20 protein-coding genes and 3 pseudogenes are annotated in these 22,087 nt (G+C 30.4%); 13 read left to right on the top strand and 10 right to left on the bottom strand.

The genetic code is table 11. The annotated features are described in order from the left end of the window. Positions 1 to 15 precede the first annotated feature (15 nt). Positions 16 to 564, top strand: a complete 549-nt coding sequence (coaD, locus tag O1U_RS04065; RefSeq protein ID WP_016504123.1) for a pantetheine-phosphate adenylyltransferase — start codon at positions 16 to 18, stop codon at positions 562 to 564. A 68-nt stretch (positions 565 to 632) separates the two neighbouring features. Here coaD and O1U_RS04060 read toward each other — a convergent pair whose 3' ends face one another. The 3 genes from O1U_RS04060 to rpmB are packed head-to-tail and all read right to left on the bottom strand — an operon-like array spanning position 633 to position 1,534. Beyond that, positions 633 to 1,049 carry a hypothetical protein gene (locus O1U_RS04060; protein ID WP_016504122.1) on the bottom strand — a complete coding sequence of 139 codons (417 nt, stop codon included), beginning with the start codon at positions 1,047 to 1,049 and terminating at the stop codon, positions 633 to 635. 58 nt (positions 1,050 to 1,107) lie between these two features. Then, the gene (gene rpmG, locus O1U_RS04055) at positions 1,108 to 1,275 is read right to left on the bottom strand and encodes a 50S ribosomal protein L33 (protein ID WP_016504121.1); all 168 of its coding nucleotides are present in this window, start codon (positions 1,273 to 1,275) and stop codon (positions 1,108 to 1,110) included. Positions 1,276 to 1,294: 19 nt separating this feature from the next. Continuing rightward, complete coding sequence (gene rpmB / locus O1U_RS04050; protein ID WP_016504120.1) at positions 1,295 to 1,534, bottom strand: 50S ribosomal protein L28; 240 nt, start codon at positions 1,532 to 1,534, stop codon at positions 1,295 to 1,297. Positions 1,535 to 1,915: 381 nt separating this feature from the next. Here rpmB and trxA point away from each other — a divergent pair, with 381 nt between their 5' ends. The 4 genes and pseudogenes from trxA to fre all read left to right on the top strand — a co-directional run bounded on the left by trxA (position 1,916) and on the right by fre (position 6,463). Further along, positions 1,916 to 2,245, top strand: a complete 330-nt coding sequence (trxA, locus tag O1U_RS04045; protein ID WP_016504119.1) for a thioredoxin TrxA — start codon at positions 1,916 to 1,918, stop codon at positions 2,243 to 2,245. A gap of 180 nt (positions 2,246 to 2,425) precedes the next feature. Continuing rightward, positions 2,426 to 3,682 carry a transcription termination factor Rho gene (gene rho / locus O1U_RS04040; RefSeq protein WP_016504118.1) on the top strand — a complete coding sequence of 419 codons (1,257 nt, stop codon included), beginning with the start codon at positions 2,426 to 2,428 and terminating at the stop codon, positions 3,680 to 3,682. A 144-nt stretch (positions 3,683 to 3,826) separates the two neighbouring features. Further along, a pseudogene (locus tag O1U_RS04035) lies at positions 3,827 to 5,685 on the top strand (UbiD family decarboxylase). Positions 5,686 to 5,752: 67 nt separating this feature from the next. Beyond that, positions 5,753 to 6,463, top strand: coding sequence for an NAD(P)H-flavin reductase (gene fre / locus O1U_RS04025; RefSeq protein WP_016504116.1), 711 nt, complete (start codon positions 5,753 to 5,755; stop codon positions 6,461 to 6,463). 295 nt (positions 6,464 to 6,758) lie between these two features. Here fre and O1U_RS04020 read toward each other — a convergent pair whose 3' ends face one another. The 4 genes from O1U_RS04020 to def all read right to left on the bottom strand — a co-directional run bounded on the left by O1U_RS04020 (position 6,759) and on the right by def (position 10,884). Further along, the gene (locus tag O1U_RS04020) at positions 6,759 to 7,802 is read right to left on the bottom strand and encodes a DUF2066 domain-containing protein (protein WP_051348154.1); all 1,044 of its coding nucleotides are present in this window, start codon (positions 7,800 to 7,802) and stop codon (positions 6,759 to 6,761) included. A 241-nt stretch (positions 7,803 to 8,043) separates the two neighbouring features. Continuing rightward, positions 8,044 to 9,321, bottom strand: a complete 1,278-nt coding sequence (rsmB, locus tag O1U_RS04015) for a 16S rRNA (cytosine(967)-C(5))-methyltransferase RsmB (RefSeq protein WP_016504114.1) — start codon at positions 9,319 to 9,321, stop codon at positions 8,044 to 8,046. A gap of 50 nt (positions 9,322 to 9,371) precedes the next feature. Further along, on the bottom strand, positions 9,372 to 10,319 hold the full coding sequence (gene fmt, locus O1U_RS04010) for a methionyl-tRNA formyltransferase (RefSeq protein WP_016504113.1): 948 nt from the start codon (positions 10,317 to 10,319) through the stop codon (positions 9,372 to 9,374). A 58-nt stretch (positions 10,320 to 10,377) separates the two neighbouring features. Continuing rightward, complete coding sequence (gene def, locus O1U_RS04005; protein ID WP_016504112.1) at positions 10,378 to 10,884, bottom strand: peptide deformylase; 507 nt, start codon at positions 10,882 to 10,884, stop codon at positions 10,378 to 10,380. A gap of 369 nt (positions 10,885 to 11,253) precedes the next feature. Here def and O1U_RS04000 point away from each other — a divergent pair, with 369 nt between their 5' ends. The 5 genes and pseudogenes from O1U_RS04000 (at position 11,254) to accC (ending at position 14,555) form a co-directional block, all read left to right on the top strand. Next, the gene (locus O1U_RS04000) at positions 11,254 to 11,730 is read left to right on the top strand and encodes a DUF494 family protein (RefSeq protein WP_016504111.1); all 477 of its coding nucleotides are present in this window, start codon (positions 11,254 to 11,256) and stop codon (positions 11,728 to 11,730) included. Between the two features lie 541 nt (positions 11,731 to 12,271). Beyond that, entirely contained in the window at positions 12,272 to 12,733 is a 462-nt protein-coding gene (aroQ, locus tag O1U_RS03995) for a type II 3-dehydroquinate dehydratase (protein ID WP_016504110.1), read from the top strand. 52 nt (positions 12,734 to 12,785) lie between these two features. Continuing rightward, positions 12,786 to 12,842 (top strand): annotated as a pseudogene (locus O1U_RS05045) (DUF8684 domain-containing protein); the annotation flags it as partial. Positions 12,843 to 12,845: 3 nt separating this feature from the next. Next, positions 12,846 to 13,202, top strand: a pseudogene (gene accB, locus O1U_RS03990) (acetyl-CoA carboxylase biotin carboxyl carrier protein); the annotation flags it as partial. Between the two features lie 12 nt (positions 13,203 to 13,214). Next, positions 13,215 to 14,555: an acetyl-CoA carboxylase biotin carboxylase subunit gene (gene accC, locus O1U_RS03985; RefSeq protein WP_016504108.1), complete on the top strand. Its 1,341-nt coding sequence runs from the start codon at positions 13,215 to 13,217 to the stop codon at positions 14,553 to 14,555. Between the two features lie 24 nt (positions 14,556 to 14,579). Here accC and dsbD read toward each other — a convergent pair whose 3' ends face one another. Genes dsbD through pyrB form a run of 3 tightly spaced genes read right to left on the bottom strand, consistent with a single transcriptional unit; the run spans position 14,580 to position 17,841 of the window. Further along, on the bottom strand, positions 14,580 to 16,379 hold the full coding sequence (dsbD, locus tag O1U_RS03980) for a protein-disulfide reductase DsbD (RefSeq protein WP_016504107.1): 1,800 nt from the start codon (positions 16,377 to 16,379) through the stop codon (positions 14,580 to 14,582). 57 nt (positions 16,380 to 16,436) lie between these two features. Then, on the bottom strand, positions 16,437 to 16,901 hold the full coding sequence (gene pyrI / locus O1U_RS03975; RefSeq protein WP_034411542.1) for an aspartate carbamoyltransferase regulatory subunit: 465 nt from the start codon (positions 16,899 to 16,901) through the stop codon (positions 16,437 to 16,439). Next, on the bottom strand, positions 16,894 to 17,841 hold the full coding sequence (gene pyrB, locus O1U_RS03970; RefSeq protein ID WP_016504105.1) for an aspartate carbamoyltransferase: 948 nt from the start codon (positions 17,839 to 17,841) through the stop codon (positions 16,894 to 16,896). The genes pyrI and pyrB overlap by 8 nt, the downstream gene beginning before the upstream one ends. Before the next feature lie 634 nt (positions 17,842 to 18,475). Here pyrB and luxC point away from each other — a divergent pair. The 3 genes from luxC (at position 18,476) to luxA (ending at position 22,079) form a co-directional block, all read left to right on the top strand. Continuing rightward, the gene (gene luxC / locus O1U_RS03965) at positions 18,476 to 19,915 is read left to right on the top strand and encodes a long-chain-fatty-acyl-CoA reductase LuxC (protein WP_016504104.1); all 1,440 of its coding nucleotides are present in this window, start codon (positions 18,476 to 18,478) and stop codon (positions 19,913 to 19,915) included. 15 nt (positions 19,916 to 19,930) lie between these two features. Further along, positions 19,931 to 20,842: a fatty acid reductase transferase subunit LuxD gene (gene luxD, locus O1U_RS03960; RefSeq protein ID WP_016504103.1), complete on the top strand. Its 912-nt coding sequence runs from the start codon at positions 19,931 to 19,933 to the stop codon at positions 20,840 to 20,842. Between the two features lie 154 nt (positions 20,843 to 20,996). After that, complete coding sequence (luxA, locus tag O1U_RS03955; RefSeq protein ID WP_016504102.1) at positions 20,997 to 22,079, top strand: luciferase subunit alpha; 1,083 nt, start codon at positions 20,997 to 20,999, stop codon at positions 22,077 to 22,079. The last annotated feature ends 8 nt before the right edge of the window (positions 22,080 to 22,087 follow it).

Genomic DNA, 22,087 nt, shown 5'->3' with positions numbered 1-22,087 from the left:
TTAGCATATAGTGTTATGAGTAAAAATCAACTCTCTCGAGTTATTTATCCAGGTACTTTTGATCCAATAACTAAAGGTCACTTAGATATAGTTAAGCGTGCGTCAGATATGTTTGATGAAGTTATTATTGCTGTCGCATCGAATCCAAGTAAAAATACTATGTTTACTTTAGATGAGCGTGTTCACTTGATTCAAGAAGCCACGAAATCTTTTACAAATTTAAGTTTAAAAGGTTTTTCTGGATTTATAATAGACTTTATTAAACAAGAGAGAGTTAATATATTACTTCGTGGTTTAAGAGGAGTGGTAGATTTTGAGTACGAGTCTAATCTGATAAATGTATATCGTTACTTTATTCCGGAAATTGAAGGTATTTTTTTATCAGCATCAAAACAATATACTTGTATATCTTCAACCGTAGTACGTGAAATTGCCATTCATGGTGGTGAAGTTTATGCTTTTGTTCCTAAAGTTGTTGCTATAGCTTTAGATTCAAAATTTAAAAAAATAAACATCTTAGTCGATAGTATAGGTTTATTCTTTTTTCGTTTAGTGTTTCTCTAAAGATTATTGGAATGGGAATAGATATTCTTTATCAACAGAGATAGCTATCCATTCCCCTTGCCAATTTTTTAGCAAGCAGAATTTTTTTTTTGGTAAAATATAATTGTTTGAGGATTTCTGGAATTAAAATAGTACGCTTTTATTATTTTAGGATTATCTAATGAAGAAATAATCGCATTATAGGTTTGCTGATTAATTTTAGTACCAATTATTGATTGCCATCGTTCAGCTAATTGTTCAGCTTTAACATGACCTGTTTTATTTTGGTTTATTATCCAATTTCCGTGAATTTTGTCTAAAGACCAATGTTGAAAATGTAATGATTTAAGTTCTAAATTTGGATTTAGAAGTTTAGCGTGAGATACGGTTTTATTTTCATTTAGATAAGTTTTAACAATGTTAGGGAGACTTAGAACAGTAATAAAAAAAGTGACACCGAGGATAAGAATATTATTCCAACGACGAGAAGAGTTATAAGTAGGCAAATTAAAATAAAACCTTTTTCATTTTTTAAAGAAGTAGATAAGTGTAAATATCTTAAAATTACTTAATTTTAGCTTCTTCATATATGACATGTTTACGAATTACTGGATCAAACTTCCTTATTTTGAATTTTTCTGAAAAATTGCGTTTATTTTTATCAGTTGTATAAAAATGCCCACTTCCAGAAGAAGAAATTAGACGAATTTTTTCTCGAGCACTCTTAGCCATTTTCGTATTCCTTTTAAAATTAAATAATATGCTTATTCTTATTCCGAATATCAGCAAGAACTGTATCGATGCCTTTCTTGTCAATAATCCGCATACCTTTGCTGCTTAATCGTAGTTTTATAAATCGTTTCTCACTATCTACCCAGAAACGATGAGTTCGTAGATTTGGTAAAAAACGACGCTTAGTAGCATTGCGTGCATGCGAGCGATTATTACCTGTTAATGGACGTTTGCCAGTTATTTGACATATTCGAGACATTAATTAAGCTCCAAAAATGAGTTTTAGTTAGACTTATTCTAACTTCCTAACCATTCCATTCTAATAATTTTATATAAATTTCTCAAGGTTTAAATAATAGTTTACTAAGCATCATCAATTTATCTTATTTTCTAGATATGTTTTTAAACCAGTTTTTGTTGTTTTTATCCACTATTTAGAATCATTAATAAAAACTAAATTGCAAATTTATAGGTTAATACTATAATGGTTCTAAAGTTAAGAACTTAGATTTATTAAAGTATAGGAAGTGACTATTTTAAGAGTCTTTCAATTTAACGCGGAATTTAAGTAGGTGTTTGTTCTGACTACTTCCTTCAAAAAATTTTAAGCTTGTTTTTATTGGTATATTGGAGAAAAAAGATGAGTAAAAAAATCTTGCAGTTGACTGATGACAGTTTCGAATTGAATGTCATTAGTGCTTCTGGAGTCGTTCTTGTAGATTTTTGGGCTGAGTGGTGTTCTCCTTGCAAGAGCATTTCACCAATTATTGACGAAATTTCGATTGAGTATGCAGATAAGTTAACTGTTGGTAAACTAAACATTGACCAAAACCCCGTTGTGCCAACTAAATTTGGAATTCGTGGGGTGCCCTCGTTACTTTTATTTAAATCTGGTGAAGTGATAGCAACAAAAGTAGGTGCGCTTTCTAAAGCTCAGCTAAGAGAGTTTTTAGATGCTTATTTGAAGTGATTTAGTATGCTTAATTTATCAGATTTGAATCAAAGTCTAGACTAGAAGATTAATTAATGCTAGTTTGTCGCTTCGTTTATTAAGAATTTTCATTTCTTTCTCATTCCCGAAACTAAATATAATCCTTAAATTAAACTAGAAAAAAACAGATGCATTTTGACTAAAAAAATATCCACTACAATGAATCTAACAGAATTGAAGAACAGGCCTGTTTCTGAGCTTGTGAAGCTTGGTGAGAGCTTAGGCCTTGAAAATTTGGCTCGTCTAAGGAAGCAGGATATCATCTTTTCCATTTTAAAAGCGCATGCAAAAATTGGTGAGGATATTTTTGGTGATGGAGTACTGGAAATCCTTCAAGATGGTTTTGGTTTTTTACGTAGTGCTGATAGTTCTTATCTAGCAGGACCTGACGATATCTATGTATCACCTAGTCAAATCCGTCGTTTCAATCTTCGTACAGGTGATTCTATTGCTGGTAAAATTCGTCCACCTAAAGATGGTGAACGTTATTTTGCATTATTAAAAGTTAATACTGTTAATCAGGATAAACCTGATAATGCGCGCAATAAAATTTTATTTGAAAATCTTACACCATTGCATGCTAATGAACGTATGATGATGGAACGTGGAAATGGTGCAACTGAGGATATAACAGCTAGAATATTAGATCTTGCCTCTCCAATTGGTAAAGGGCAGCGAGGTTTGATTGTTGCTCCTCCCAAAGCTGGAAAGACGATGCTTTTGCAAAATATTGCACAAAGTATTGCTTACAATCATCCAGAGTGTGAATTGATGGTTATGCTTATTGATGAGCGACCAGAAGAAGTTACTGAAATGCAACGTTTGGTTAAAGGTGAGGTTGTTGCATCTACATTTGATGAACCTGCATCTCGTCATATACAAGTAGCAGAAATGGTAATTGAAAAAGCAAAACGTCTTGTTGAGCATAAGAAAAATGTAGTTATTTTGCTTGATTCTATTACTCGTTTAGCTCGTGCATATAATACTGTTGTTCCTTCATCTGGTAAGGTGTTAACTGGTGGTGTTGATGCAAATGCTTTACATCGTCCTAAGCGTTTTTTTGGTGCCGCTCGAAATGTTGAAGAAGGCGGTAGTTTAACTATCATTGCTACGGCTTTAGTAGACACCGGTTCTAAGATGGATGAAGTCATTTATGAAGAATTTAAAGGTACTGGTAATATGGAATTACATTTAAATCGTAGAATTTCAGAAAAACGTGTATTTCCAGCAATAGATTTCAATCGTTCAGGTACTCGTCGAGAAGAATTATTAACTAAAAATGATGAGTTACAGAAGATGTGGATTCTACGAAAAATTGTTCATCCAATGGATGAAATAGATGCAATGGAATTTTTAATTGATAAGCTTGCTATGACAAAAACAAATTATGATTTTTTTGATGCAATGCGTCGTTAAATAACGATAACAATAATAGATTTAAAAACCGATGTTCCTATATCTAGAATAATTAGAAAGGTAAATAACTATTTGTAAAATTTAGATTAATTCTTAATTTGTTTTTGAGTGTTATTCCTTCTACATAATAGGGTACTAATGGTTATGAGTTTTAGAAGTTTACGTGATTTTATTGATTATTTAGAAATAAAAAACCAGTTAAAACGAATTTCTTTTCCTATTGATCCTCGCTATGAAATTACTGAAATCAGTGATCGTATATTACGTTCTGTTGGAGGACCAGCTTTACTTTTTGAAAACCCTATTGGTTATAATATCCCAGTTTTGACAAATTTATTTGGTACGTCAGAGCGTATAGCTATGGTTATGAAGAAAGAAAATTTAAAAGGATTGCGTGAAATAGGAAATGTATTAGCCTATTTGAAAGAGCCTGAGCCTCCACAAGGGTTTAAAGATATAGTAGATAAATTTATCATTTTAAAACGGGTGTTTTATATGCCTGTAAAGTGTCTTCGTATAGGATTATGTCAACAGGTTGTTCTAAAAGGGAGTGAAGTTGATTTAGATAAAATTCCAATTATGAATTCTTGGAAAGGTGATGTAGCTCCGCTTTTAACCTGGGGATTAACTGTAACTAAAGGTCCTAATAAAAAACGGCAGAACCTTGGAATCTATCGTCAACAAAAATTAAGTAAAAATAAAATAATTATGCGTTGGTTACCTCATCGTGGTGGTGCACTAGATTTCCGAGATTGGATGGAAGCCCATCCGGATAGAGTATTTCCAGTATCGGTTGTATTTGGTGCTGATCCAGCAACTATATTAAGTGCAGTAATCCCTATACCTGATAATTTATCTGAATATGCTTTTTCTGGATTACTTCGTGGAAGACGAACTGAAGTAGTTAAGTCTATTAGTAATGAATTAAAGGTTCCGGCTAATTCAGAGATTGTATTAGAAGGTTACATTAATCCAAATGAATTAGCTAATGAAGGTCCTTATGGAGATCATACAGGTTATTATAATGAACAAGAAAGGCATCATGTCTTCACTATAACTCATATTACGATGCAAAGAAATCCAATTTATCATAGTACTTATACCTGTCGTCCTCCAGATGAACCTTCAGTATTAGGTGTTGCGTTAAATGAACTATTTATTCCAATTATACAAAAACAATTTCCAGAGATTAAAGATTTTTATCTTCCAGTGGAGGCTTGTTCTTATCGACTGGCTTTAATAGCCATAAAGAAGCAGTATCCTGGTCATCCTAGACGTATAATGATGGGGATTTGGTCTTATTTGCGTCAGTTTATGTATACAAAGTTTATTGTTGTTTTTGATGAAGATGTAAATATTCGTAATTGGAACTCTATTGTTCAAGCTATAAGTGAGAGAATGGAACCCATTCATGATATATTGATAATTGAACGTACTCCTATTGATTCCCTTGATTTTTCTTCTCCAATCATCGGTCTTGGTTCTAAGATGGGTTGGGATGTAACTATTAAATGGAAAGGTGAATTATCCTCAAATTCTAAAAAAAATCAAATAAATATTCATCAGGAGACTTATGTTTTTTTGAGAAGCATATGCATATCATACAAAAACAATTCTCTAATATTGTTAATTATTATATATTAATGGAGGAGAATTATAGTCAAATAGTAATCGTATCTGTGCAGAAATATTCTTCAAAGCAAATTTTAGAAATAGCAGAAGGTGTTTTTTCTTTATTCGAAAAATATATTAATATTAAGTTTTTAATTATTTGTGATGAAGATATAGATATTCGTAATATGAATGATGTTATTTGGGCAATAACAACACGTTTAGATCCTGCACGTGATGTTATTTTTTTTAAAAAATTTAGTTCGCGATTTTGTCTTAATGCAACTAATAAATTTTCAGATGAAACTTCAAGAAAATGGGGTTTACCAATTCGAAAAGATTCTGCTGTAGTAGATCGAATAGATAAAATATGGGCTAAGCTAGATTGTTAATTTCTTTTCTTATAAAAGAAATTAAGTGCAATACTAAGACTTAAACATTTTAGTTTTTAGGTAAGAAATGTCTAATAAATGTAAGGTAACTCTTATTCAGTTACTAGAAGGAAATGTATATAGAATTTTACTGTGTCCAGAGTTAGAGTTATCTTTTAAAGCAGGACAGTATTTAATAATTGAAATAGGACAAGAAGATAAACGTGTATTTTCTATAGCTAGCAGCCCTTTACGTTACAAAAATCTTTTAGAATTACATATCAAATCATCTAGGAATAACATGTATACTTTGTCAACTATTAAAGCAATAAAGCAAGCTTTTAGGGGAGATGCTTATATAAATATTGATGGTCCATATGGGCAGGCTTGGATAAGAGAAAAAAGCCAACGAAAAGTACTTCTCATTGCTGATAGGAATGGTTTTAGTTATATACGTTCAATTTTTGAACATTGTATTATGGCAAATAAGAGTAATAAAATTTTTTTTTATTTGGGTATAGAAAAATCGAGTCAAATGTATGCTAAAAAAGAAATAATGGCTATTCAAAATAAAAATACGAACATTCATTTAATTTCAGTGATTAAAAATATAGATAATTGGCAAGGAAAGATAGAAAGTTTTCTCCAAGGCATTGAAAATGATTTTAAATCGTTAGAAAAGTACGATATCTATATAGGAGGTAGATTTGAAATGGCAACCATTGCTCGTGACCGGTTTATTCAAAATAAGCAGGCTAGTAGTATGCATATGTATTCTGATGCTTATGCTTTTATTTAAACACTAAATTACCGCATGAATTTTTTCAAAAAATAAAAAAGAGGGAGGAGGTATTTGTCTTACAACAACTAGATTGGATTAGATCTAATTAGAACTGGATAGGGTAATGACTAAGGCAAGCATCTTTAGCTAGTCTGATAGAATAAACATCTATACTGGAATTGAGTAAAATATAGTCTAAACTTCTGCTGTAGGTATTATGAGGAAGAGTATATATTTAGTTAGCTATTCCGTAAGAAGCATAGGCTAATTCCCTGTACCTACAAGTCTAGGTTAATATAAGGCATGTAAGTAGTTAGATGAATTTTGTTATCAATTCTATATTTGATAGTTCTTTTTCAAAATTTTCTTTTGAAGACAATAGGTGAATATTAAAAATTGCTGATGCTCCTTGAATTTCTAATATATCTACAAATGCTACTGAGTTTAAGTTTTTTAGTTGTTGTTCAATTTGGAAAATATCTGAAGGATTTTTCATCTTAGTAAATCTTATTTTTATTGTTTCTGATAACTTGTTTGTTAGAGTTAATGAGTTTTTGTTTGCGTAATAATTACTCAATTGATCTATCATTTCTTTATAAGCAAAAGCACCTGAATTTTTTCCAGTTATTGGTATTTTAGTATTAGAATTTGATATAGATGATGCTTTTTGATCGTATAAAATCCAATTAAGATTATTTTTATTATTATTTATAACAACCAAGACTGTATCTGTTTGATAACGTTGGCTAGCAACGCTTAGTGGTTTTAAAATTCCTCCCCATAAATCAGAAACTGTAATATTATTAATATCTTTAAAATCTCCTATAGGAAAAATTAATGGAAGTCCTCGTTTTTTGGCATTGTTTTTAATTGAAGTTGATAGTAGTGTTTCAGAAGATTCCCAGGAAATTTTATAGGTGTGATCTGATTTTTCGACTAGCCAAAGTAATAAATTTTCACGATTTTCTTGCCAAAATGGTATCTTGGCTTGTCTAAATAATGAACGAATATGTTCTCCACTGAAATACATTTGGATACTTTGATGTTTATTTTTTTTAGAATAACTAATATGTGTTAAATATTGAGATGCCTTATTATTAATCGCATTTTGAATGATTTCATTATCCAGTACTTTTTTATCACCAGAAGAACGAACAATAACTTCTTTCATACCGATAATGCGATGTTCATCTAAACTTTCTTGGTTTTTTTTAGCTATAATTTCCGTATAGTATAAATTAACTTTAGTTACTGCATGAATTGGTAAATTCATCATTAGTAGAAAAATAGGTACAGTCAAACTTAGAATATTTCTGTTGCTTTGTTTTTTTTGATTTTTTTGCAAATACATATTCATTTTTTGGTACTTCTAGTTAGTGAAATAAAAATTATTATATGATATATTTCTGATAATAATTCTGTGTGATAGGTGTAAAAACAATTTTTGATTGCAAGCATTACAGAAATACTGGTACCTAGCGAGTATGGAGAAATTCATCGAGTAACCTATGAGTTTTTAGATTTTTTCCGTTTTCTTCTGCTTGTCTCAAGTAAGGTCTCAGTTCCTAGCATATATATATGAATAATGTTTTATATCATTATTTTTTTACTACTGCATAATAAAAACCGTCCATATCTTCATCTCCTGGAAGAATTTGATAGCCTGGATGATCGGTTTTAGAACCTATTAATATTGCATTTTTAGTACGTTCTAGAAACGATTTTATTTGTAATTTATTTTCTTCTGGAATAACCGAGCAAGTTGAATATACCATAATTCCATCTGACTTCAATTCCTGCCACATCGCATCTATAATTTCGCTTTGTAATTCCGATAAAGTATCAATATCATTTGAATTACGTAGCCATTTTATATCTGGATGTCGACGGATTACACCAGTTGATGAACATGGAACATCAAGCAAAATTTTATCGAATTTATCTCCTTTCCACCATTTTTTTGGATAACGTGCATCACCACAAATTACATTTGCTTTTAATTTTAGTCGTTCAAGATTGTTATGTAAATTATTTAAGCGTGTAGGATTAATATCAAGTGCAACTACTTTAGCAGTATTAGTATATTCTAAAATATGTGTAGTTTTACCACCAGGTGCAGCACAGCAATCTAAAATTAGTTCATTTTCTTTAGGTTTTAAATAATTAACGGATAACTGTGCTGATGCATCTTGGACAGATATCCATCCTTTTTTGAAACCAGGGAGTATATCTACTTTACAGGCTGAGGCTAATTTTATTGCATTATCAGCTATTGAATGAATAGTATACTGAATACCTAAGTCATCTAGTAAATTTAAGTATTCATTACGTGTATGATATTGTCTATTTACACGTAACCACATAGGTGCTTTTTTATTATTTGCTTCGACAATGAATTGCCATTCTTTAGGATAGTTTTTTTTAAGTTTATCTAAAATCCAATTTGGGTGATTGTATTTTCCTGAATGCTCAGTGATGGCCATCTCATCAAGTTTATCTTTATTGCGTAAGTAGTTGCGCAATATTGCATTAATTAACCTGCTAAGATTTTTTGCACCAAGGATTTTGCTACTTTTAACTGTTTCATACACAGCTGCATGCCATGGAATACGCATAAAACTTAATTGATATATACCAACTAAGATAAGGTAATAAAAGATTTGTTTATCAGTCTTTTTAAATGGGTAATGAATTAAATAATTAGCAATTAATTCTAAGCGAAGCAAGTAACGAAAAACACCATAGCAAAGTTCTTTTAAAAAAGCTTCATCTTTAGGTTTAATATTATTTTTAGCTACATTCAAAGTACGAGTGAATGAGTTGCCCTTATTTAATACCTGAAAAAGTATTCTTGTAGCTAAAACACGAACATTCATAGCATATATGCCTTAATTTTTTAATTATAGACATCTTTCTAAGATGTTTTTTAATTTAATTGTTTGCTGATTTTAAACCAATCTGCCCGAGAATTGAGAATATCTTCTACTTTCATAATTTTTCTATTTGGAATTTGAAGTAACTCAAGGACTAAAGTTCCATTACCTGTAGCAACATATATGCCTGTTTTATCTGATTGTACGATTGTTCCTGCTGGTTTGTTAGTATGTCTTTTTACCGCGCTGCTTTTCCATACCTTAATGCTACAATGATTGTTATTAAAATAACTGACTGGCCAGGGATTAAAAGCGCGAATGCTTCGTTCAATATACTCTGCATCATGATTCCAATTGATTTTAGCTTCTTGTTTATTTAATTTCTGAGCATAGCATGCTAGTTTGTCATTTTGTTTTTGTGGGAACACATTATCTATATTAGTATTTTTCAAAAAATCTAATAAAGTTTTTGAGCCTAATCGAGCTAGTTTTTCATGCATAGAGGCACTTGTATCATTTGGTTTTATTGGTAAAGTAGCAGTTCTTAGTATGTCGCCAGTATCTAATCCAGTATCTATTTTTATTATACTTATGCCAGTTTTTTTATCACCTGATAAAATTGAACGTTGTATTGGTGCAGCACCGCGCCATAGAGGTAATATAGAACTATGAACATTAATACAGCCAAATTTTGGTGAATCTAATATTACCTTTGGGAGTAATAGTCCATATGCTACTACTACTATCAAGTCAGCATTTAGGCTTATTATTTGTTTTCTATTTTGTTCTGACTTAAAATCTTCCGGTTGATAAACAGGAATATTATGTTTTAAAGCTATATTTTTAATTGGATTTATAGTTATTTTTTGACCACGTCCTGATGGACGGTCTGGTTTTGTATATACTGCAATAATTTTATTTTCTGAAGATAACAGACTAATTAGGTGGTGAGTAGCAAAAGTTGGAGTGCCTGCAAAGATAATTTTTAATGGTTGAATCAAAATAAAATTTCCTTCTTTTCTTCTACATGAATTAAAACAGTAGATAAAGAATTAAGTATTAACTAAATTTAGATTGGTATCGTTTAATTTTTCTTAGCTTGTTAAGAACACGGTTACGTTTTAGAGGAGATAGATAATCTATAAATAGTCTACCTTCTAAATGATCTAATTCATGTTGAATACAAACTGCTAATAAATCATGAGCTTTAAAAGTAAACTTTTCACCATTTCTATTCATAGCTTTTATAGTAACTTCAGATGAACGAGATATTAAAGCAGTTATTTTAGGGATTGAAAGACAGCCTTCTTCAATGCTAATTTCACCACGCTTTTCAATTATTTTAGGGTTGATGAGCACTAAGGGTTTATTCTGCGTTTCTGAAACATCTATAACAATAATGCGTTGATGAAAATCTACTTGTGTTGCAGCAAGACCAAAACCGTGTTTCTGATACATTGTTTGAATCATGCTATCAATAATTTCTTTTATCTCAAAGGTAACTTCTATAACAGGTTTAGCCACAGTACGAAGTCGAATATCTGGGAAAGATAATACTTTTAACATAAATTATAATACACTTTAACTGTTTTATTTTTTTTGCCAAAAATTTTTCATATTTTAAAAAGTTTCTTGAAATACTATCAATATATGTCGGTAATTGATAGGTTTTTTGTATTCAAAATATTCAGTTATAAAAATTATTCAAAATAATGAACAATTTTTTATAAAATCAAAATTGTCATTCTTAAGTAAGAGTAATGGCATATACTTCAAAAGAAATGAAGAACTATATCAGTTGTATTCCAATAAGAAGGAGAAGTATACTTGTTTTGTTGAAGTCGTTAATAAGGACAGTCTCTTAAAAGATTGAATTTTTAGTGTATGTTGCTAAGTGTGTACGATAACTTTTTTTTGAAGGGAGAGTCCTCAGTTATGATGATGGATATATTAATGTATTTATTTGAAGCTTATATTTATAGCGATATAGAGTTAAAAGTAGATCAAGAAGCATTAGAAAGTGAGTTACTTCAAGCTGGTTTTCATGAAAAAGATATTGACAAAGTTTTAGATTGGTTAGGGGAATTAGCAGCGTTACAGAAAAGCGATGCATATTCTGCTATCTTAACTAGCTCTGAAACCTCTGCTCGTATTTATACTGATAAAGAAATACAAAGAATTAATTTAGAAAGCCGTGGTTTTCTTTTATTTCTTGAGCAAATTAAGGTATTAACTACTGAAACTCGAGAAATGGTAATTGACCGAGTAATGGGATTAGAAGCTAGTGATTTTGAATTAGAGGATTTGAAATGGATTGTGCTTATGGTTTTATTCAATGTGCCAGGGAATGAAAATTCCTATATATTATTGGAAGACTTGCTATGTGCTAAAGATAAAGGTCTTTTTCATTAGTAAAAATCGATTTATCTGCTATTGAAGAGAATTAATATAAATTTTTACTATAAGTAAAGGTAGTTTCTTTTATTTTTTCTCATTTGCTGTATAATTTTTTTGTATTCAATAGCATTGTGTTTTGAATACTTAGTTGCTTTTTTTCCATCAAGGCTGAAAGAGCACATTGTTTTTTTTGGCATGTGTCAAAAAAATCTTATATTGCTTGAGTTCATTAAATAATTAGTTATTGGAATATTAGAGAGTCCATTTTTGCTATTCACCTATTGTTAAAGCATCTAAAATTAAATTTTATTACCGTATTTGATATCTATCTGTTTAGTAAAGCATTCAAAGGTTTATAGAAATATTTATGTGCATTATATACTATCTGGTTAGTGCTAGTCTCAGGTTATTTTTAAAATAAATTTATTATCATAATAAATTACTATAATGTTATTGTGGAAAGTTTTTCTATTTAGATTAGATCTTTTCTTAAAGACATTTTTGATTATTATGATCTTAATATTTAAAGCTTAATAGTTAAAAGGAATAGCAGACAATGTCATTAGGAAGAGTACCATGCATTTTAGTAATTAATGGACCAAATCTAAATATTTTGAGTATTCGAGAGCCGTCTTTTTATGGGTTTAAAACATTGGAGCAGATTATAGATATCTTAATTAATCAAGTTAAAAAAATCGGTATTCAATTACAGCATTTTCAGTCTAATTGTGAGTGTAAATTAATAGAAACTATTCATAGTGCTATTGATAGAATAGATTTTATTATAATTAACCCAGCAGCTTTTGCTCATACTAGTATAGCTTTGCGTGATGCTTTAATTGGAGTACATATCCCGTTTATTGAAGTACATCTATCTAATGTGTATTCTCGTGAATCCTTTAGACATTCTTCTTATTTGTCTGATAAAGCTGAGGGGATAATTTGTGGTTTCGGAGCTATGGGTTATGAATTAGCTTTATCTGCTGCCGTTGCATATTTAAAAAATCAAAATAATTAACCATTCCATGCTCTTTAGAGTGGATTAATTATTAGATAAGAGAAAGAAATATATGGATATTCGTAAAATTAAGAAGCTTATTGAACTAGTTGAAAAGTCTTCTGTTACTAAATTAGAAATTACAGAAGGTGAAGAATCAGTACGTATTAGCTGTGATAGAACACCTAAATCACATCCAACTTCAGTTTCAACTCCAACTTCAGTTTCAACTCCAACTTCAGTTTCAACTCCAATCGTTCATCAAGTTCTTTCTCCAATGGTAGGTATTTTCTATGGTTCTCCAAGTCCAGATGCAGAACCATTTATCAAATTAGGTCAAGAGATCAATATTGGTGAGACATTATGTATTGTGGAAGCAATGAAAATGATGAATCAAATTGAAGCTGATAAATCTGGAATTGTTACTGCTATTCTTGTTGAAGACGGTCAACCTGTCGAATTTAATCAACCGTTAGTTACGATTGAGTAATAGGAATTTGTTATGATAGAAAAATTACTGATCGCCAACAGAGGTGAAATTGCTCTTCGTATTCTTCGTACATGTAAGGAATTAGGTATTGCTACTGTAGCTGTTCATTCAGTAGTTGATCGCGATTTACAGCATGTATTGCTTGCAGATGAAACTGTATGCATAGGACCTGCAAATGGTATTGATAGCTATTTAAATATTCCTAGTATTATTTCTGCAGCAGAAGTAACAGGTGCTATTGCTATTCATCCTGGATATGGTTTTTTATCTGAAAATGCTAATTTTGCAGAGCAAGTAGAGCGTAGTGGTTTTATTTTTGTTGGACCTAAAGCTGAAACCATTCGTATGATGGGAGATAAGGTTTCTGCCATTACAGCAATGAAAAAAGCAGGGATACCTTGTATTCCTGGTTCCAATGGATTTTTAAATGATGATACTAGAAGGAATAAAGAACATGCTAAACGCATTGGTTATCCAGTGATTATTAAAGCATCTGGAGGTGGTGGAGGAAGAGGTATGCGTGTAGTAAAATCTGAAAGCGAGCTGATTCAGGCTATTGCATTAACTCGTTCAGAAGCTAAATTAGCATTTGGTAATGATAGCCTCTATATGGAAAAATTCTTAGGAAATCCTCGCCATATAGAAATTCAAATTATTTCTGATGGAAAAGGTTCGGCAATTCACCTTGGTGAACGTGATTGTTCAATGCAGCGTCGTCACCAAAAGGTAATTGAAGAAGCTCCTGCACCTGGTATTACTAAAGAAATTCGTGAAAAAATTGGAAAATGTTGTATAAATGCATGTATAAAAATCGGTTATCGAGGAGTGGGAACTTTTGAATTTTTATATGAAAATGAAAATTTTTATTTTATTGAAATGAATACTCGTATTCAGGTAGAACATCCAGTTACTGAGATGATAACAGGTATTGATCTCATTAAAGAGCAATTACGTATTGCTTCAGGAAAGTCCTTATCTTTATCACAAAAGGATATAAATTTTTCTGGGCATTCTCTTGAATGTCGTATTAATGCAGAAGATTCTGTTCGTTTTTTCCCTTCACCAGGAAAAATTGAACGGTTTCATGCACCTGGTGGTATGGGAGTACGTTGGGAATCGCACGTTTATGCAGGTTATACAGTACCACCAAATTATGATTCTATGATTGGTAAACTTATTACTTTTGGTGAAAATCGCAGTGTTGCAATTGCACGTATGAAAAATGCACTTTCTGAGATAATTTTAGAAGGTATTAACACTAATATTATCTTACAACAAGATATAATCAATGATAGAAAATTTCAACGTGGTGGTATGAATATCCATTTTTTACAAAAAAGAAATAGTTTTTAACTAATAACAGTCAGAATAATATTATTATACCATGTTTGGGTTTATAAGATTATAATCATTGATATGCTTTAAAAATTGTTTAGCTTGTATAAATCCAGTCAGTCTCGCATTTAAAATATAGTTACCTTGTGCATCCCAGAACTCGATGCTTGGTAATCCAATTATGTTCATATATTTCAATAATTCGATATCTTGTGATGTGTTTTTGCTAATATCTATTTGAAGTAAAATAAATTTTTTTAATTTACTCCTAACATTAAATTGAGAGAAAGTATCCTTTTTAATTTTTTTGCATGTTATACACCAATTTGCATGAAAACTTACTATCGTTGGTTTTTCTGTTTTTTTTGCAAGTAATAATTGTTCTTCAAGTTCTTCAATATTATTAATTTGGATAAATTCTGTTTCCATTTGATTTGTTATGGTATTTTTATAGTGATATTTAATTACAGTTTGTATTGGTATGAGTAATCCAAGACAAACAATCACTTTAAGTATATTTAGTTTCCGGTTATAAAATATAGGCTTTTCAATATAACATAGCCAAACTAAGATACCTAGAATAAAAAACATCCATAATATAGCAGTATACTTTTCTGATAGAATACGCTCTAGAAGAAATATAGCTTGAGCAAGCAAAATAAAACCACAAATTTTTTTAATTGCATGTGTCCAAAACCCTGTTTTTGGAAGTACCTTGCTGCCAAAGATAGACGTAAGCATAAGTGGAATTCCCATCCCTATTCCTAATAAATACAATATACTTCCACCAATGATAAGATTTCCATTTTGTGCTACATAAAGCAATATTCCAGAAACAGGAGCAGTAGTGCATGGTGAACCAATTAAACCAGCAGTGGCTCCCATAAAAAATATTCCAAAATAGTTAGCATTTCTTTGTTTATTATTAAATATGCTTAGTTGTATTTGCATCTTGTTTGGTATGTATAAGTTATAAACACCAAACATTGACACTGCAAGAATACTAAATAGAATGCAAAAACAAATCAATATGTACGGATGTTGTATCATAGATTGAATTTGTAGCCCAATAAATGAAATAAATAAGCCAAGTACAGAATAAGTTATAGCCATCCCTTGGACATAGATAAATGATAGTATTAATGCTTTACTTTGTTTCCTTTCCTCACCTAATATCATACTACTTATAATTGGATACATAGGCAGCATACAAGGAGTAAAAGCTAAGGTAATACCAAGGGAAATAGATAACATTGCTATCTTAAAAAAATTAAAAATAGAATTTATTTGAGTATAATGATTAATGCTTTCAAATTTTTCTTCTCTTAAAGATTTTATTATATTACCTTTAGCAACTTCATTTACACTTAAGTTTTTATCTAAGTCATAGTAATTATGATTAAACTCATTAATAGATATTGTATGAATGGTTATGGGATAGCAAAAACCTGATTTTGCACATCCTTTATATTCGATAGTTAAAACCTGTCCTTGATAAGAGTTTTTCAAAGGAATTTCTATCAGCAGTTGTCTAGTATAAGTGTGATTTTTGCTAAATGATTCGTATTCATTATTTTGATTTTTAGTTAATTCAGAAAAAATATTTTTTTTATTGATAATGATAGTTGGTTGAAAAAGATAGTAACCTTCTTTTATTTCCCAAATTAAAAAAATGCTATTATCTTTTTTATACCAATTAAATAAAAAAGCTTTTTGAGAAGGGAGAATTTTATTTTTAAAATTTGAATTATTGTTTTGTTTATTAAAAAATTCTAATGATAATATTGTTTTTGGAATAATTAATAGAGAGAAAAAAACTAGTGTAGCAGTGATTAGGCGCATATATATACACTTTATAGTAAAAAACAAATCATGTTAAAAATCTAAGAAGTTTTTCTTTTAATTAGTATCTGTCATGATTTCACGGGAAAACACTTTTTCACAATAGTAACATTTAAGTTGAACATGTTCATTTTTTAGTCTGACATGAAAATTGCTTTCTATAGGTTCTCCATGAGAAATGCAGTTACTATTGGGGCATTTAAACACATTGTTGATATGTTTAGGTAGAGTTAGTGTTAATTTTTTTACTACTTTATATTCTTCTATTTGGTTTACTGTTGCTTTTGGTGCATAAAGAACTAATTGATTAGCTTGTTCTTTAGTTAAAAACACATTCTCTATTTTAATTAGATCTTTATGAATTAATGCAGATGATGGTAGATTAAGTCCAATAGTAATTCGTTCATTAACCTCATACATTTTGAATAGCTTGAGGAGTTTTATACCGATACGTGCAGGGATATGGTCAATCACACTGCCATTGCGAATTGCTTCTACTTGAAGTTGAGGTTGTTTATCCACGGGCATATATATTTCCTTGATGGCAAAGAACCAAGACTAATAAGGCTTCACGTGCATACATCCCATTTTCTGCTTGTTTAAAATAGTATGCGTATGGAGTTTTATCAACATTAATGTTAATTTCGTCCACGCGAGGTAGAGGATGTAAGACTTTCATATTATTCTTTGAATTTTTTAGCAAGTCCCTTGTTAAAATGAATCCTGATTTCATTTGGGCATATTCAGATTCATCAAAACGTTCTTTTTGCACACGTGTCATATATAGTACATCAAGTTCTGGTATTACTTCTTCAATATTAGTATGAGTGCTATAATTAATACCCATTTCTTTCAATTCATCACAAATATAGTCAGGCATTGCTAATATTTTTGGAGAAACAAAGAAAAAATGTGTGTTATTGAATTTACATAGTGCTTGAGTAAGCGAATGCACAGTTCGTCCATATTTTAAGTCACCAACAAATGCAATTTTCAGCTCATCTAGCCTATTTTGTGTTTCGTAAATAGAAAACAAGTCCAATAAAGTTTGAGTTGGATGCTGATTAGCACCATCTCCAGCATTAATTATGGGAACATTCCTAGAAAACTCAGAAGCTAATCGTGCTGCACCTTCTTGAGGATGTCGTATTATAAAAGCATCAACATATGATGAAATGACTTGGATAGAATCAGCTAATGTTTCGCCTTTTTTTGCTAATGAAGTATTACTATCATTATCAAAACCAATGACTTTTCCACCCAATCGTTGTATTGCTGTTTCAAATGATAATCGAGTTCGAGTTGAAGGTTCAAAGAAACAGCTTGCTATCACCTTATTTTTCAATATATTAGGGTTTGCTTTGAGCTTAAGTTTGGCAGCAGTATCAATAATAAGTTCTAATTCAGAACGGGCAAGTTCAGGAATGGAAATAATGTGTTTACCAAACAAGGAATTTTCCATATGCACCACACATGATTTACATGTAAAGTCGAAGTTAGAATATTCATAACTGTTAAATTTCTAATTTGTTCGAAAAAGTAGCTCATAATGGTACTAATATTTTTACTCTATGTATACTAGTATATGACATGTTATTTAACATAATATTTCATAATATATGATGTATTAGAATATAAATAATCAGTATTTATATTCTAAATTAATTCCTATTATTAATTTAATAGATTAAAGGTCAGTATGATATGAACTAATTACTCTATCATATATGTTATTATTTTAATTTCAGTAAATAAAAGCAATTAAACTTTTAAAGTTATTTTTATTTAAATTGTATTAATGTTAATACAATTTAAATTGAGTTTATAGTCGAAAATATAACAAGTTCTTAATTTCGAAGAAAGTTAAGTTAGAATAGGCTTAAATAATATATTAAATTTATGGATTAATAACTATTTTATATACATATTATTAATATGTCATTGATATAAGTAGTAAATTAATGACTAATATAATATTTAAAACAGCAAAATCTGTATATAAGATCCAATTTAATAAAATTAATATTGAAGCAATATTGCTTTAAAAAATAATTAAACCAGAATTAAACGTATTGTTTTTATATATTGGTTAAATTATGGAAAAGAAAGTTCCTTTTATCTTAAATGGAAGTATTTATCAATCTTCTAATAAAAAAACTACAAGAGAGTTGTACATCAATGATAAATGCATCCAAGTGCCGTTAATAAATAATGAAGTTATTGAAATTATAAAAAAATATAATCATGATTCGACGTCAAAACTTCATACCATTATCAATTTTTTGTACACAGTAGGTCAACGTTGGAAAAGTGAGGAGTATTCAAGACGGAGAACTTATATAAGGAACTTAGTAACCTTTTTAGGTTATTCAGAACAAATGGCTAAATTAGAAGCCAATTGGATATCTATGATTTTATGTTCGAAAAGTGCTTTGTATGACATCATTACTAATGATTTAGGATCGCGTCATATTATTGATGAATGGATACCTCAAGATGAATGTTATATAAAAGCTTTTCCAAAGGGAAAGTCTGTTCATTTACTAGCTGGGAATGTTCCACTATCTGGAATAACATCTATTATACGTGCTCTTTTAACTAAGAACCAATGTATTATTAAAATGTCTTCTTCTGATCCATTCACACCAACTGCACTAGCCATGAGTTTTATTGATGTCAGCCCAACACATCCTATCACTCGTTCACTTTCAATCATTTATTGGTCTCATAGCGAAGATGTTATTTTAGCTAGTAAAATAATGGATGAAGCTGATGTTGTGATAGCTTGGGGTGGAGAAAATAGTATTAAATGGGCTGTTAAACATACACCTGCACATATTGATATACTTAAATTTGGACCGAAAAAAAGCCTTAGTATTATTGACAATCCTGATAATTTAACTGCTGCTGCAAGCGGTGTAGCTCATGATGTTTGTTTCTACGATCAACAAGCGTGTTTTTCAACGCAAAATGTTTATTTTATTGGTGAAAATTTTTACAAATTTAAAAAAGAACTACGTTCTAAGCTTGAACTATATTCTAAGATTTTACCTAAAGGTAAACAAGATTTTGAAAGTAAAGCTGCTTTTTCTTTAGCTGAAAGAGAGTGTTTATTTGCTGGGTATGATGTACAGGTTGGAGAGCAGAAAAATTGGATGATAGTTGAATCTCCAATGGATGTATTAACAAGTCAACCTTTAGGTCGTTGCGTATATATTCATCATGTTTTAGATATTCAAGATGCTTGTAATTATATCAATAAGTATACAACTCAAACAGTATCTATATACCCATGGAAATCTTCTTTTAAATATAGAGATAAATTAGCCTATTATGGTGTGGAAAGAATCGTTGAATCAGGGATGAATAACATATTTCGAGTTGGTGGTGCCCACGATACAATGCGTCCTTTACAAAGACTAGTTAGGTTTGTTTCTCAGGAAAGACCATTCGATTTTACTACAAAAGATGTTGCTGTAGAAATAGAACAAACCAAATTCTTAGAAGAGGATAAATTCCTCGTTTTTGTACCATAAATAGGAGTTTGTTACATGAACAATGAGGTTGTTAATTCTACAATTGATCACATACTGAAGATTGGTAATAACCAAACAATTCGTATTTGGGAAACTCCTCCTAAAGAAAAATCGCCTAATAGAGATAATATAATTCTCATATCCAGTGGATTTGCTAGAAGAATGGATCATTCAGTAGGTTTATCTGAATATTTATCAACTAATGGTTTTTTAGTTATTCGTTATGATTCCCTTAATCATGTTGGTTTAAGTAGTGGAAATATTGATAAATTTACTATGACAATTGGAGAAAAAAGTTTATTAGCTGTAATTCATTGGTTGAATGATAGAGGTTTTTACAATATTGGTTTAATTGCGATTAGTTTATCAGCAAGAATTGCCTATCAAGTAGTTTCTAAAATCAGTTTGTCTTTTTTGATTACTTCTGTTGGTGTTGTCAATCTAAGAAATACTTTAAAAAAAGCATTAGGTTTTGATTATCTACGTTCATCAAGTGAAGATTTTCCAAGTACATTAGAGCTTAAAGGATATAAGTTAGAAGCAAAAAACTTTTTTCTCGATTGCCTCAAGCATCATTGGGCGGATCTTTCTTCTACTATAGATAGAATGAAAGATTTTAGTGCTCCATTTATTGTTTTTATTGCTAGTGATGATGTCTTAATTGAACAAAATGAAGTTTTAGAAATGTTATCTAACATAAAATCTGGTTGTTATAAAGTCTACTCCTTATTAGGCAGTCCTCATGATTTATCTAAGAACCTGATTATATTAAGAAAATTCTATTCATCGATAACTAAAGCTGCAATAGGTTTAGATATAGGAAAGTTGAATCTTTTTGCTTCTATTGATGAACCTGAGTTTGAGAAGATAACTATTAGTACAGTTAATGAACGTAGATTAAAAATTAAGATTGCAAGCCAGTCTTAGTTTTTGTTATTTAAAATTTCATAAAAAAAAGGAGGAGAAGGAAGAATGCAGAAACTTATCGTCTTAGTTTAAAATATCTATAACTTTAAGCTAAAAAAATATACCTAATATTTATGGTACAGCTTGTTTTAAATAATTATAGGGAATATAGAATATGAAATATGGAAATTTTTTACTTACTTATCAACCTCCTCAACTTGACCAAAAGGAAGTAATTAAACGTATGGTTAATTTAGGTAGAGCATCAGAATCATGTGGTTTTGATACAGTTTGGTTATTAGAGCATCACTTTACTGAATTTGGTTTGCTTGGCAATCCATATGTTGCAGCAGCTAATTTGCTTGGAGCAACTAAAACATTAAATGTTGGCACTGCTGCAGTTGTCTTACCAACTGCTCATCCAGTACGACAACTTGAGGATGTAAATCTTCTTGACCAAATGTCAAAAGGTCGTTTTAAATTTGGCATTTGCAGAGGTTTATATGATAAAGATTTTCGTGTTTTTGGTACTAATATGGATGAAAGTCGTGAGCTTATGAATTGTTGGTATGACATTATGTTAAAGGGAATGGAGAAAGGTTACGTGTCATCGGATAGCGAGCACATTCAATTTCCAAAAGTTACTGTTTCTCCCAGTGCTTACATTGAGCGAGGTTCACCAGTATACGTGGTAGCCGAGTCTGCTTCAACTACTGAATGGGCAGCAGAACGAGGTTTGCCTATGATATTAAGTTGGATTATTAATCAAAATGAGAAAAAAGCACAACTGGAGCTTTATAACGAAGTGGCTCTTGAACATGGTCATGATATTTCAAATATTGACCATTGTCTATCATATATAACTTCCGTTGATTATGATTCAAATAAAGCTAAAGATATTTGTCGTGATTTTTTAGCTCACTGGTATGAGTCTTATTTAAATGCTACTACTATCTTTGATGATTCAGACCAAACTAAAGGTTATGATTTTAATAAAGGCCAGTGGCGTGACTTTGTACTGAAAGGACATAAGGATACTGGTCGTCGTATTGACTATAGTTATGATATTAACCCAGTTGGAACTCCAAAGGAGTGTATCGATATTATTCAATCTGATGTTGATACAACCGGTATTAGTAATATTTGCTGCGGTTTTGAAGCTAATGGTTACGAAAAAGATATTATTGCATCGATGAAGTTATTCCAGTCTGATGTGATGCCCCACCTAAAAGAAAGAAAAGTAAGCATGGCAAACTAGAATAAAAA

Origin of the sequence: Candidatus Photodesmus katoptron Akat1, from assembly GCF_000478685.1 — a bacterium.
Lineage (GTDB): Bacteria > Pseudomonadota > Gammaproteobacteria > Enterobacterales > Vibrionaceae > Vibrio > Vibrio anomalopis.
This window is presented reverse-complemented; position numbering and strand designations above follow the sequence as displayed.